At 46.0% G+C, this 14,081-nt stretch carries 9 protein-coding genes; 4 read left to right on the plus strand and 5 right to left on the minus strand.

From position 1 onward, the window contains the following. The first annotated feature begins 244 nt into the window (after positions 1-244). Positions 245-2,098 (plus strand): ABC transporter ATP-binding protein, encoded by a 1,854-nt coding sequence (locus tag HCZ42_RS05575; RefSeq protein ID WP_167419745.1) that lies wholly within the window; start codon positions 245-247, stop codon positions 2,096-2,098. A gap of 21 nt (positions 2,099-2,119) precedes the next feature. Here the strand turns inward: HCZ42_RS05575 and HCZ42_RS05580 are convergent, their stop codons facing one another. Continuing rightward, positions 2,120-3,256: an HD-GYP domain-containing protein gene (locus HCZ42_RS05580; protein ID WP_167419746.1), complete on the minus strand. Its 1,137-nt coding sequence runs from the start codon at positions 3,254-3,256 to the stop codon at positions 2,120-2,122. A gap of 141 nt (positions 3,257-3,397) precedes the next feature. On the opposite strand from HCZ42_RS05580, the gene HCZ42_RS05585 reads away from it, so the two are divergent. Further along, on the plus strand, positions 3,398-7,372 hold the full coding sequence (locus HCZ42_RS05585) for a PAS domain-containing hybrid sensor histidine kinase/response regulator (RefSeq protein ID WP_167419747.1): 3,975 nt from the start codon (positions 3,398-3,400) through the stop codon (positions 7,370-7,372). A gap of 83 nt (positions 7,373-7,455) precedes the next feature. Here HCZ42_RS05585 and HCZ42_RS05590 read toward each other — a convergent pair whose 3' ends face one another. The 3 genes from HCZ42_RS05590 to HCZ42_RS05600 form a co-directional block, all read right to left on the minus strand. Next, positions 7,456-8,286 (minus strand): AraC family transcriptional regulator, encoded by an 831-nt coding sequence (locus tag HCZ42_RS05590; protein ID WP_167419748.1) that lies wholly within the window; start codon positions 8,284-8,286, stop codon positions 7,456-7,458. Between the two features lie 21 nt (positions 8,287-8,307). Further along, positions 8,308-8,901 carry a LysE family translocator gene (locus HCZ42_RS05595; RefSeq protein ID WP_167419749.1) on the minus strand — a complete coding sequence of 198 codons (594 nt, stop codon included), beginning with the start codon at positions 8,899-8,901 and terminating at the stop codon, positions 8,308-8,310. 179 nt (positions 8,902-9,080) lie between these two features. Continuing rightward, positions 9,081-9,929 carry a pirin family protein gene (locus HCZ42_RS05600; RefSeq protein WP_167419750.1) on the minus strand — a complete coding sequence of 283 codons (849 nt, stop codon included), beginning with the start codon at positions 9,927-9,929 and terminating at the stop codon, positions 9,081-9,083. Between the two features lie 249 nt (positions 9,930-10,178). Between HCZ42_RS05600 and HCZ42_RS05605 the strand changes: the two genes are divergently transcribed. Beyond that, positions 10,179-11,474 (plus strand): alpha/beta fold hydrolase, encoded by a 1,296-nt coding sequence (locus HCZ42_RS05605; protein ID WP_167419751.1) that lies wholly within the window; start codon positions 10,179-10,181, stop codon positions 11,472-11,474. A 45-nt stretch (positions 11,475-11,519) separates the two neighbouring features. Here the strand turns inward: HCZ42_RS05605 and HCZ42_RS05610 are convergent, their stop codons facing one another. After that, positions 11,520-12,434: a LysR family transcriptional regulator gene (locus HCZ42_RS05610; RefSeq protein ID WP_167419752.1), complete on the minus strand. Its 915-nt coding sequence runs from the start codon at positions 12,432-12,434 to the stop codon at positions 11,520-11,522. 560 nt (positions 12,435-12,994) lie between these two features. Here HCZ42_RS05610 and HCZ42_RS05615 point away from each other — a divergent pair. Beyond that, positions 12,995-14,059 (plus strand): alanine/ornithine racemase family PLP-dependent enzyme, encoded by a 1,065-nt coding sequence (locus tag HCZ42_RS05615; RefSeq protein ID WP_167419753.1) that lies wholly within the window; start codon positions 12,995-12,997, stop codon positions 14,057-14,059. The last annotated feature ends 22 nt before the right edge of the window (positions 14,060-14,081 follow it).

Here is a 14,081-nt window from a genome sequence, read left to right on the forward strand (position 1 = left end):
AGTTAACTACAATTTTCACCACTCAACAGTAAAAACAACTGCAAAAAAATCCTATAGAAGTAAAATTAACTGGAGTGATTGTTTAACAGTAGAGCTGACTGAATAGTATGCAAAGACACTGATATTCCACCAGTTACATTTTAATGACCAAACGTATACCATGGCATTCCCCCTTGCCATTTATGGATTAACACGCTCGTCTTAATAACACTCTGTTGTTTATTTGTGCGTTTAGGAAACAAGTATGTTTAAGAAATTTGAGGGATTTACTAAACCCTTCCCCGATGAAGAACCCACGCAGCCGCCAAGTGGCATTTTGGCCTTCTGTCGTTATTACACACGTGGGTTTGAAATTCCGCTGATCATCATGTCAATCATGTCGACCATCGTAGCGGTTGTCGAAGTCTCACTGTTTGGCGCAATGGGTAACTTGGTTGACTGGCTCTCCACCAGCAATCCGGAAACCTTCTGGCAAGAAAACAGCAGCCAACTGATCTTTTACGGCGTGCTGCTTGTGATCGTGATGCCGATTTTGGTGGTGGGATATTCGTTGCTGATCCACCAAACTCTGCTTGGCAACTACCCGATGTCTATCCGCTGGCTTGCGCACCGCTATTTGCTTAAGCAGAGCATTAACTTTTATCAGGATGACTTTGCAGGCCGCGTCGCGACGAAAGTGATGCAAACCTCGCTCGCGGTTCGAGAAACAGTAATGAAAACCATGGACGTGTTCGTCTATGTCTCAGTCTATTTCACTTCGATGGTGGTGTTGCTGGCGCAAGCTGACATCCGCTTGATGATCCCGATGCTTATTTGGCTAACTTGCTACGTCAGCATCCAGATCTACTTTGTCCCTAAGTTAAAGCGTGTGGCCTCTGAGCAAGCAGACGCCCGTTCTACCATGACCGGACGCATCGTTGATAGTTACACCAATATCGCAACGGTGAAGTTGTTCTCGCACAGCAAACGTGAAACCGATTACGCAGAAAAAGGCATGCGCGGCTTTCTTGATACGGTCTACCGCCAAATGCGTTTGGTTACAGGCTTTGACGTTGCGGTTGAAATCACCAACTACATTTTGGTGTTCTCAATTGGCGCATTGTCCGTCTACCTGTGGATGGATAACTCAATCAGCGTAGGTGCGATTGCCATCGCTATTGCACTGGCACTGCGTATCAATGGTATGTCGATGTGGATCATGTGGGAAGTCGGCGCGCTGTTTGAAAACATGGGGACCGTGGTTGATGGGATGAAAACGCTCGCAAAACCGGTGGATATCCAAGACAAACCTGGCGCGAAAGACCTCGTGGTGCGTGAAGGTGGTATCGAGTTCGATAATGTTAGCTTCCACTACGGCGACAAAACCAAAGGCGTGATCAGCAACCTAAACCTAAACATCAAACCCGGTGAGAAAGTCGGCTTGGTTGGTCGCTCTGGCGCGGGTAAATCCACCTTGGTTAACTTGTTGTTGCGCTTCCACGACGTAGAAGACGGCAAGATTAAGATTGATGGCCAAGTGATCTCTGACGTCACACAAGACTCGCTACGGGCGAAAATTGGTATGGTGACGCAAGATACTTCGCTGCTACACCGTTCAATTCGCGACAACATTCTTTACGGCAATCCAGACGCTACAGAGGAAGATTTGCTGCGCGCGACCAAACAGGCGCACGCCCATGAGTTTATCGAAACTCTCAGCGACCCATTCGGCAATACAGGTTACGACGCGCAAGTTGGTGAACGCGGGGTGAAACTCTCGGGTGGTCAGCGTCAGCGTATCGCGATCTCTCGTGTGCTCCTTAAAGATGCGCCGTTACTGATTTTGGATGAGGCCACCTCAGCATTAGATTCGGAAGTCGAAGCGGCCATTCAGGAAAGCTTAAACGAGTTGATGCAAGGCAAGACGGTCATCGCAATTGCGCATCGCTTGTCGACTATCGCCGCGATGGATCGCTTGATCGTGCTAGACAAAGGTGAAGTGGTTGAACAAGGCACTCACCAAGAACTTGTCCAAAGCAACGGCATCTACGCACAATTGTGGGCGCACCAGACCGGGGGGTTTATTGGCGATCAAGAAGACGCAAAACAAAGAGCCTAACTTTAGCCCTTTAAAAGCCAGTCATAAGTTGACTGGCTTTTTCATCTCAATAAAACAATCGGGGGATTCATCACCAAATTCTTCAGCGATCTTAATAAACTTTTGTTCTTGTTCAATAAATGCTCCAATAACTTCAGGGTCAAAATGCTGACCTTCACCCGCCATAATAATTTGCTTAGCGTCTTCATGCGTCATGGGATCTTTATATACCCTGCGACATCTCAACGCATCATAAACATCTGCCAACGCCATCAACCTTGCGCTCAATGGAATTGCATCACCATTATAACCATTAGGGTAACCTGAACCATTCCACTTCTCATGGTGACTATAGGCGATTTCCTTGGCGACGGTAATTAGCTCATTCTCTGCACCAGAAAGCTTCTCTGCTTTCTCCAACGCGAGTAAACCGAGAGTCGTATGCCTTTTCATGATTTCAAATTCTTCGTCGGTTAACTTGCCTGGTTTGAGTAAGATCGAGTCGACTATGCCAACTTTACCAATGTCGTGAAGCGGCGCAGCCTTAAAATACGTATCGATCATTTTTGGTGTCAGGAAGTCGCTGTAACGAGGTTTTTCAGCCAACTTTTCAGCCAAGAGTTTGACATAATGTTGAGTGCGCAAAATATGGTTGCCGGTTTCCGGGTCACGAGTTTCCGCCAAACTAGCGAGCGCAAACACCACCGCATCCTGCATTCTATCTAACTCAGAAGAGCGTTTTACTACCTGTTTCTCAAGGTAACCATTTTGATTGAGTAAGATATCTTTTGAACGTTTATTTTGCAGATGGGTTTTAACTCGCGAGCGCAGTAACGGAATACTCACGGGCTTATGTATGTAATCCGCGGCACCTAATTCAAAGCCTAGCTTCTCATCTTCTGGTGAGTTTTTTCCTGTCAGGAATACAACTGGAATATTACACGTATCACGGTCGGCTCTTACAGTTCGGATCACATCATACCCAGTCATATCAGGCATCACGATATCCAGCAAAATTAGATCGACATCAAACTGTTTCAGTATGCACAGTGCCATTTCACCACTTTTGGCCGCTTTTACATGGTAAAGATTTTTCAACCCTTGTGCCATAAAAGCGAGATTATCCGCAGAATCATCAACTATCAGTACAGTGCAATCACGTAAGTTTCCTGTAGGCATAAAAATATCCCAAAAAAGTTTATCTAATGATGAAAGTATGACTAGAGTTATTAGTAACTATTTATCAGTAATTAATCTTTAATAACTATAGACAATTTATTTCTACATTTGTCAGTAATTACTCATGGAAGATAAACTTTAGTGCTATCAATACGAACGTTATTCAAACTGCTGTTCCTCACCATGGGAATATGTGCTATTGCAATGTTCTTAGTGACGAACAAGGTCTCCGATCTGCGTATGCAAAGTCGCGCATACCAACATGACTTGCACAACTATTATCGGTTATCTCAAGAGCTCAAACAGAGCTCAGATCATTTAACCAAATTTGCACGAGCCTATGTAGTGACAAGCGACGATTACTGGGAAGAACTGTTTAACTTGGTACTGGCTATTCGCAATGGTGACATCCCTACCCCAAGCGGAAATGAATACGAGTACTGGGATTTAGTCGCAAATTCAGCGGCTCATAAGCCGGATGTCAATCAACCTCAAGGGGTACCGCTGTTAGTTCGGCTCAGAGAGTCCGGTATTAGTGAAGCGGAGTTTCTTGAGCTTAAAGGAGCACTTACGCTCTCTGATGAACTAGTCGACATCGAACGCGAGGCATTTTTGGCCGTCAAAGGTATTACTAGGCAAGAAGACGGTACGGAAATAGACACAGGGGAGCCTAACCTAGCGTACGCACAAGCCCTTCTTTACAGCAAAAAATATTTTGCCGAAAAGGCAAAGATCATGAGTGCGATTGGTTCCGCACACCAAGCGATTGTTTTGCGGATTGAAAACGACATTGCTGATGTTGATGAACAAGCGGTGGTATATAAGCAGCTCTATTTGTTATTAATGGTGGTCTTGATTACATCAATTGTGCTCTCATTTACACTTCTATGGCATCTCTACATTAATCCACTGAGCACACTACTGAACAAAGTGGTCCACCAAGTTAGAGAGAAAGATTACGCCTTCACCATTACCCAAAAAGCCTACGCTGAGCTACAGCATTTTATCGATAGTCTCAATGTGGTTTTTCACCATATCACCGAACAACTAAAGCAAAACACTCTATTTAAAGATTTCAATATTGTACTTAGAACGAGTCAATCAACACTCAACTTATGTCAGGAAGTCACCCAGTTCCTGCTACACCAGTTCCCGGTTCAACAGATTGGACTGTCACTGTACCGAGAGAATCAGTTGGTACGCATAGCTGGTGCTGGCCACACAGGCAACCAAACACAGCACATTTCCGATGCCTGCTCGACCGAGCTAAGTGTCCTGCTCTCAGGGAAACCCTATTGTATGAAATCACTCGCTGGCAAATATACTATGCCAATCAATGGTGGAACCCTTGAGCTTAATGAGCTTTATTACTTCCCTCTTTGTGTTAATGATCAGCCTATTGCACTGCTAGAAGTCGGTACCATTAGTGGCTTAACTGACACACATTACCAATGGTTGAGCCAGATGCTTGATGATTTAGCCGTCAGTATTCAGCTTAGCCAAAACGTTGAATTGCAAAGAAAAGCAGAGCAAAAAGTGTTGGAGCAATCTCAGCTAAACCAAGAGATCTTAAATGCGACTCCCAACCCTATGTATTGCCTATCACCACAGGGTAAATACCTAACGGTTAACGCTAAATTCAGTGAGCTGTGTGGCATAGCGATAGAAGATATTATCGGTAAAACACCACAAGATGTTTTTAGCCAGCAACCGGCATCGCAGTGCTTTACCGATGTTCACCAGCAGCTTAGCCGTCAAAAAGGCTCCAAGAATTACGAACTTTCACTGCTTGATGAGAATCAGCAAGAACGCGATATGTTAGTGTGTGAAGCGTCGTTCAATAACAGTCAAGGCGTGGTATCGGGCATTGTCGGAATCCTGTTGGACTTAACAGAGCGTAAACAGATGGAAACCGAATTACGTGATGCAAAAGATACCGCAGATGCGATGAGCCGCGCCAAAGGTGAATTTTTGGCTAATATGAGTCACGAGATTCGTACACCAATGAACGGCATATTGGGTATGGTGCATTTAGCGCTCAATACCGAACTCGACCCAGCACAACACAAATATTTAACCCGCATCAATGAGTCAGCCAAAAACCTACTTGGCATCATCAATGATATCCTCGATTTTTCAAAAATTGAGGCAGGCAAACTCAGCGTTGAAGAGATAGATTTTTGTTTAGATGAAGTGTTTGACAACCTCACCAACATCATTTCATTTAAGGCACAAGAGAAAAAAATCGAATTTCTTTTTGATATCGACCCACAGGTTCCGATCAATCTCATTGGCGACCCACTTCGCGTTGGTCAAGTACTCGTCAATTTGTGTGGCAATGCTATCAAGTTTACTGAGCAGGGAGAAATACTTGTTTCAGTGACTCCAGAGTTACTTACTGAGCGTGAAGTCGTACTCCACTTCGCGGTTAAAGATACGGGTATTGGGATTGACAAAGAAAAAGTGGCTCACTTGTTTGATGCCTTTTCTCAAGCAGACAGCAGTGTCACACGCGAGTATGGCGGTACAGGGCTTGGTTTAAGTATCAGCAAACAGCTGGTCGAATTGATGGGTGGCCAACTTAGCGTTAGTAGTACACCCGGGGTCGGCTCAACCTTTTCATTCACCATCATATTTGGCCTGCAAGAGGCTAAAATGCGCGATATTGCCAAACCCGTTTCCGGGCTGGCGGGTAAACGTGCGTTGGTGGTCGATGATAACGACTCAGCACGCAATATCTTAGTCACACTGCTTAACGCGATGCACTTTGACGCCAAAGCGGTCAGCAATGGTTTCGAAGCACTCGATGAAATACGCCAACATCAGTTTGACATGTTGTTTGTTGACTGGAATATGCCGGGATTGAACGGCGTCGAAATGTTACAAACCGCCCAAAAAGAACGTTTGTTGGAGCAATCAAAATGCTTCTTAGTCACCGCTTACGGACGTGAAATTTCCCTCGACCAAACCATCTCTAAAGTCATTGATTCTCTGATCGTTAAACCCGTCAATCCCTCCAATCTCCTCGATGCGATTATGAACAGTTTTGGGATTGAACAAGTCGCACACATTCAGAAATCAAAACAATTGGAAAAACCCGTATTCGCACAACAAACCATACTGTTAGTTGAGGATAATAAGATCAACCAAGAAGTGGCGCTCGGATTGCTCCATGGCACCAACCTTACCGTCCTCACCGCCGAAAATGGCCAGCAAGCGATTGATATGCTTAAACAGCACTCTATCGATCTGATATTGATGGACATGCAAATGCCAGTACTGGATGGAGTGTCAGCGACCGAGCAAATAAGACGCGACCCGAAATGGGAGAAGCTCCCCATCATCGCAATGACTGCCAATGCAATGCAAAGTGACGTGAAACGCTGTTTAGATGCTGGTATGAATGCCCATCTAGCCAAACCTATTAACGTACATAATCTTTATGAGGCGCTACACCAATATTTACGCCCAGAAGATAATAATTTAGATCTAACAACCCTCTCTGCCGACCAGAGTTCAGCAAATTTATCCGATCTCCCCACCTTGTCAGGCATCAACGTAGAACAAGCCATCTTCAACACTGGCGGTGATAAAGAGAGTTACTTAGCTATATTGATGCGTTTCTTAGAGACGCAACACCAAGAGCTCCCGATGTTTAAAGAAGTGATCATTAAGGAAGATTGGAAGATGGCCGCCAGTATGGCGCATACCCTCAAAGGTTCTTCAGCAAATTTGGGCGTCGAGTTACTTTCTCAGCTTGCCGCTAAAATGGAAGAAAGTATTGAAGACAAGAGCCAAATGGCGTTGGAAGAACTAGAGATATGTCAGTCTATGATTGATAAGTTACGCACCCAGTTGAAACAATGGCAATCAAATCAACATCAAAATAGTGCTTCAGAAGACAAGACCCAACCAGAACTTTACCAGCACGTAGTGGATCTCGTTGAAGCGTATGATGTTGAAGCTTTATCTGTAATTAAAGAGACACAACATTTTAGCGAGTGGACTGAAGATCAAAAACAACAGTTAATCGATGCAATCGAAGGATTTGAATTTGAGTTGGCTAAAGACTTACTTGAGCAGTTCCCTAAGCCCAAAAATCAAACCACTCATTAACGATAAGAGTCATTTACGTATTAGGGGCTAATACAATTAGAGCCGTTGTAACCAAGCTTAACCCACTACGTTACTAGACTAGGCTATCCCTTTACAAAATGTGACTGGTAGTATTTGGGTGTAACGGCAATGCGCTTTTTAAAGTGCTTTTGAAAGTGAGCTTGATCGGTGAATCCTAACTCGTACGCGACTTGTGCGATCTCCTGACCTGACTTGAGCATCACCTTGGCGCGTTTGATCTTTTCATCCATCAGATAAGCGTGCGGTGGTAAGCCATATTGGTGTTTGAATGCGCGTAGCAATTGATAGCGGCTCATTCCGGCTTCGTGTGAAAGCGCTTCTAGCTCGTGGTTAAGCGCGATTTGATCGAGTAATTTCTCTTTCACCCGCTTAATGGCACTTGATGGCGCAGAGGTCACTTTAGATGGTTCATCTCTCGCTAAAGACGCGTGGAGAAAATCATAAAAACGGCTTTGTACTTCCAGCAGGCTCGCATCGTTTTTTAACGCTGAAAACAACGACTGATATCGCTGCTTGATTTGGGTGTTGCACTCTAAATCCGCGTTAAACGGCGTGTAATCCAAACCGGTTTTGCCCGTCTCCGCACTGAGTACTTCTTGTTGCCAAATACCCATCTGCTCGGTATCAACAAACAGCATATTGTAGGACCACAAACCTGCTTCTGGGTTACACGAATGAACATCTGCGGGGTTAATAGTGACGATATCCCCCATGCCGATTTGATGGGTACGGTTTCGGTTACGATACAAAGCGCGGCCTTGTTCGATAATGCCGAACGAAAACTCATCATGGGAGTGCGCGTTGTAACAAGCGCTGCTTTGGCTTGCAATTCGCATTTCTACCCAAGGCAGAACGGTACTGCATTTAAAGCTCGCGCTGGTGTCCTTTTTCATGTTGTTAGCTCTTCCCTGTTGCTAAAACCAGATCATACTAACAGACGCCAGTAAAGTGATCGCCATGACGCGATTAAAAGTACGCTGCTTACTTGGCGTTTCAAGAAATTTCGTGAACACTTGCCCGAGTATCGCCCAGCAGCCAACCCCTGCTAAACATGCAACCAGCGAAACCGCGGTAAACACCAACAGCGAGTGCTGTTGATCAAGCTGACCAATCACATACAGACTCACACCCGACATCGCGACCAACCAAGCTTTTGGATTAAGCCATTGCGTGAACCAGCCGCTCCACCAGCCCGATCGCTCGTCGTGATTCATGGTGATGCGTTCAACGGGAGCAGAATAGATTTTGTAGGCGAGATAAGCGAGAAAAACACTGCCACAGACCTGCAACACAGCTTCCAATCTAGGTAGCCACTGCGCAAAACCATACAGTAACGAACCTGAAAAATAGACCACCAAGGCGTAGGACACCGACGCACCAAACACCAGTTTGCATGCTTCGGTTTTTCCTTGCTGTACCGCGGTTGAGATAGCAAGAATATTAACCGGACCGGGCGTCACCGCGCCCACAAAAGCAAAGCCTATCATCGCTACCAACACATTATCCATCGTGACCTCCTTGTAACGGAATAACGACAAGATAGCCAAGACTGGCGCAGAGTTATTGTATGAAATTGCAGGAGCGTAGATAGAAAAAAGCCACGCATGGAGCGTGGCAAGTGCTAAATAAGGGTGGCAGTGGATGTGTCACCTTGTTGCACGTAAATAAGGTTCAAAACAAACCTTAATTAATAGGTTTCAAACACACCTGAACTGTAGTCTTGGATGGTTTGTTCGATCTCTTTCATACTGTTCATCACGAAAGGACCGTAGTGAACAACAGGCTCATCAATCGGTTCACCGATAAAGATCAGCACACCGCTGTGCTCAAGTGCATTCAAGTCAACCAGCTCGCCTTTAGAGAGTAGTACCATCTTGCCTTGTTTGGCTTCGCTACCCGCAACCGTGATGCGACCTTGGTAAACATACAGCATCATGTTGAACTGAGCAGGTGTTGCCAGCTCGAGTTGTTTACCCGATTCAGCGCGCCAATCGGCAACCGTTAGCGGTACACCAGTTTTATCTAGTGGGCCTTGCAGTGCTTGTCCGTTTGCGATCAAAGACCCCGCTAAAACACGCACCAACCCCGCTTGTTCAGTCTGGTTTTCCGTGATCATTTCCGGCTGAAAATCAAAGTACTGCGCAGGCTTCATTTTGTCGCGCGCAGGTTGATTAATCCAGATTTGGAAGCCGTGTAGATCGCCGTCTTCCATAATTGGCATTTCGCTGTGGATCACGCCTCGTCCTGCCGCCATCCATTGCGCTCCGCCTGATTTTAGTTCACCGACGTTGCCCATATGGTCGCGATGTTGGAAATGTCCTTTCAACATGTACGTCAGTGTTTCAATACCGCGGTGTGGATGCGGAGGAAAACCGCCCACGTAGTCGGCACGTCGATCAGACTTCAATTCATCAACCATCAAGAATGGCGAAAAACGGGAGTTATCGAATCCGGCGACTCGCTGAATCTTCACACCGTCACCATCAGAAGTGGCGTGCGCTCTGATTTTTTGTGCGATTTCACGATAGTTGCTCATAATTCTTCTCCGTCTGAGTGATGTGATAAGTCTATTACGCAAGTAGAAAGACTATGACTGGAGAGATTAGAGCCACTTGTTCGAAAAATTTGAATTAGTTTGGACTTGACGCACCGCAACCAAGGCACAAGAAAGGTAAATAGCGCGATACTCTCTAACCAGTAGAGGTTTTAAAACCAACAATTGGTAAAGGAACGGCATCACGTTAAAATGCCCTCACCTTCTCTCAAGGACGTGATAATTACAACGATGAACGCTCTAGAATTTACAGATGCAGGGGTTCGATACACCCCACACACTTTTCAAGTTCCACTCGATTATTCTGACGAAACCAAAGGTCGTATTGAGGTCTTTGCACGCGAGCTATCACTTGTGTCAGATACGGATAATAACAAGCCTTGGCTGGTCTACTTTCAAGGCGGCCCGGGTTTTCCATCACCTCGCCAAAACGGACACAATGGTTGGGTAAAGCGCGCGCTGCAACAGTATCGCGTGTTACTGCTCGACCAACGAGGAACGGGTAACAGTTCGGTGATACACAGCCAAACGCTGAGCCATTTAAGTGCAGAAGCGCAAGCTGATTACCTGACTCACTTTCGCGCCGATAACATCGTGCGCGACGCCGAATTTATCCGCCAACAATTTAATGTCGACAAATGGGCCATTTTAGGTCAAAGCTTTGGTGGTTTCTGCTCGCTCACTTACTTGTCGATGTTCCCTGACAGTCTTTCACGCAGCTATATAACGGGCGGGGTACCTTCTATCTCTCGTCACGCAGACGACGTATATCATGCAACGTTCAAGCGCACGATGGAGAAGAACCAAGCCTTCTTGCAGCAGTTTCCGCAAGCACAGCAAATGTGTCAGAAAATTGCTGACCACCTACTGGAAAACGAAGAGTTTCTGCCAAACGGACAACGCTTTACCGTAGAGCAGTTTCAGCAGATTGGCATTAATTTCGGTGGAAGTGATACATTTTTACCGACGTACTACTTGCTGGAAAATGCACTGATCGAAGTCAACGGGAAAGCCCAGCTGCGCTACGAGTTTCTTAACCAAATGCTGAGCCAGCAAAGCTTCCAGACCAATCCGATCTACGCGATCTTGCACGAATCGATCTACTGTCAAGGTTTTGCGTCCAACTGGAGTGCTCATCGTGTACGCCAAAGCCATGATGCGTTCAACTACCAATCCGGTAAACCGTTCTACTTTACTGGTGAAATGGTCTTCCCTTGGATGTTCGAACAATACCATTGTTTGAAGCCGCTACAGCAAGCCGCGCAGATTTTGGCCGAGAAGCAGGATTGGTCACCACTGTACAATGCAGAGCAACTGGCAAACAACAAAGTACCCGTCAGTTGTGCGGTGTATGCCGATGATATGTTTGTCGAGATGGATATCAGTCGCGAGACGCTTGCGCTCATGCCAAACGCCAAAGCGTGGATTACCAACGAATACGAGCACAACGGTCTTCGAGCCGATGGTGAGCGTATCTTGGATAAGCTGATCGAAATGGGCGAACAAACCGCCGCGACACTGGCGTAAAATCCAAGCCTCAAGGCAGCCCATTTCGATTGTCTTGAGGCTCAACTATAGACAGCATTCCGTACAGTGGTGATTTTCTAAAATCGCATTGATCAATTTGGTCGCCGCCAGTGAGTGCTCGCCTTTCTCCATCACGGTTAAGTGAAACTCCGCTTCATACTCTAGTTCGGGGACAGTGATTTTCGCCAACTCGCCCCTTTGCACCCAGATCGCGGCATAGTGATCAGGTAAATAGCCGATAAAGTTGCCTGATAGCAATAGGTGAGCCGTTGCTTCCATATTGGTGGTACTGGCAATGTGCGGCATGACTTTTCGGTGGCTCAGTGGTGTGATGTGGTGAGACAAACCTCGGTCAACCAACGAAAATTCGCCAAGGTCTTCAATAGATACTGGCTTAGCCCGAGATAAAATAGGATGACACGTACTGCAATACAAACTTTGATGTTCGCTAAATAGCGGCGTGTAGATAAGTCCGTCTTTGTGTACTTCTGACGAAGTGATCCCGAGTTCAATCTTGCCGTCTAGCAGCATCATTTCGATCTGTTGGGAATCCCACACTACGGTTTCTAATGTGACTTTAGGATGGCGTTCGCAAAAGGCTCTGATTGCTTGCTGGATATGGCAATCTGGGTTGGTTGCTAAGTTATCCGTCAGCGCGAGCGTGATATGCCCGTGCGAAACTTTACGAATGTTATCTATCTGATTCTCAAAGCTGTTTATGCTCTCAAACAGATTTTTGCAAAGGGCATAAACCTTTTCTCCATCCGGCGTCAGCCTAAAGCCACGTCTTCCACGCTGGCAGAGCGTCATCCCCAACCTCACTTCAAGGTCGTGCATACGGGTGCTAATGGTCGATTGATGCATGTTAAGAGCAAACTGCGCAGCCGAAAAGCCGCCGCACTCAGTAATGGTAAGGAACACTTGTAACAGCTTTAAGTCAAAATCACTCAGTTTTCGCATAACGGCCTAACGATGGTAATACAACATGAAAAAAGCAACGCACGGGTTCCCCCGTCAGGAAGATAGTAAGGGAAAGCGATTTAACCATATGTGATTGTATTCAAAGATATAGTGAGACTTGAGTTAGTCAGAAACCAGAGATAATTTTGCCGTGCGACTAATTATCCAATCGCACCGACGAGTGGTGGCAAAAGCCTTTAATTCGACATTAATAATTCAATCCATTTGCATACAATCTCGGGCGAGAAATCAATTGTTCCAAGACCTTTTTTTCATTCTGATAACTTGTTCACATTCCGGATAACGCAAGCAAACGAGGGGGATGGAAACACGATTTAGGCGCATCATATATTCCATTCCAAAACTAATAACTCCTTTAAAATCAGTCAACAAACCACAAAAGCAAACTAACTCCAACCACAGACGACCAATGCGCACCCACACTCTAAACTGGTTCGATACATCGAGAATCGGCAAAGTATCCTCGCTCAATACGTAATTTATCTCGATAAAAACTAAGCGCTAAATAACCACTAGAACAAAAAACACAAGGTGGTGAAATGAACGCTTACCCAAGAATCAATATTCATTTAGATGCGATAACCGAAAACACCCAACACATGGTATCGGTATGTGCCAAGCACAACGTTAAACCAGCAGGGGTTACCAAACTCGCGTGCGCTTTACCTGAAGTAGCCAACGCTATATTAGCAGGCGGCGTTACCTTGCTGGCGGACTCTCGCCTTAGCAATCTAAAGAAAATTAAAAACCTACGTAGCCAAACCTTGTTGCTACGCCTGCCAGCGCTGAGCGAAGTCGATGACGTGGTCGAGTATGCAGATATCTCCCTCAATTCTGAATTGGTCACGCTTCAAGCCCTGTCTGATGCGGCGCTGGCGAAAGGTAAGCGCCATCAAGTGATCGTAATGCACGATCTCGGTGACTTACGCGAGGGTGGTTTCTTTGAAGAGGAAACGCTTGCTCTTTGCCGCGAAGCGATTCATCTGCCTGGTATTGAACTCGTAGGTCTGGGAACCAACCTCGCCTGTTATGGCGGTGTTGAACCAACTTACGACAATCAAAATCAACTCGTCGCCTTAGCGCGTCAAATAGAAGAAGACAACGACATCGCTTTCCAGGTCATCTCCGGCGCGAGTTCCGCTGGTCTTGGGTTGATGATGCGCAGTGAGTTGCCAAGTGGTGTGAATCAACTCCGTTTGGGGGCGTCATTGCTGATGGGTATAGGCTTGAACGACGATCCCGTGCCGCACACGCGCCAAGATACCTTCCAGCTTGAAGCTGAGATCATCGAGATCAAAGTGAAGCCTTCTGTACCGGTAAACTCCACCGCACTTGATGCCTTTGGTAACAAACCTGAATTCGTCGATCGTGGATTTCGTCGCCGCGCGTTGTGCGCCATCGGTAAGCAGGATGTGGATATCAGCCAAATCACTCCAGTAGACAAGAACATCATCGTGATTGGCGGCAGCAGTGACCATCTGATCCTCGACATCAACGATTGCAGCCAAGATTACAAAATCGGCACGCCAGTGAAATTCGATTTGTCATACAGCGCGGTGCTGCAGTGTATGACCTCAGAATACGTTTATAAGCATATGATTTGAAACCTTAACACGCGCCCAATTT

The sequence above is a fragment of the Vibrio hepatarius genome (assembly GCF_011806575.1).
Taxonomy (GTDB): Bacteria; Pseudomonadota; Gammaproteobacteria; order Enterobacterales; family Vibrionaceae; genus Vibrio; species Vibrio hepatarius_A.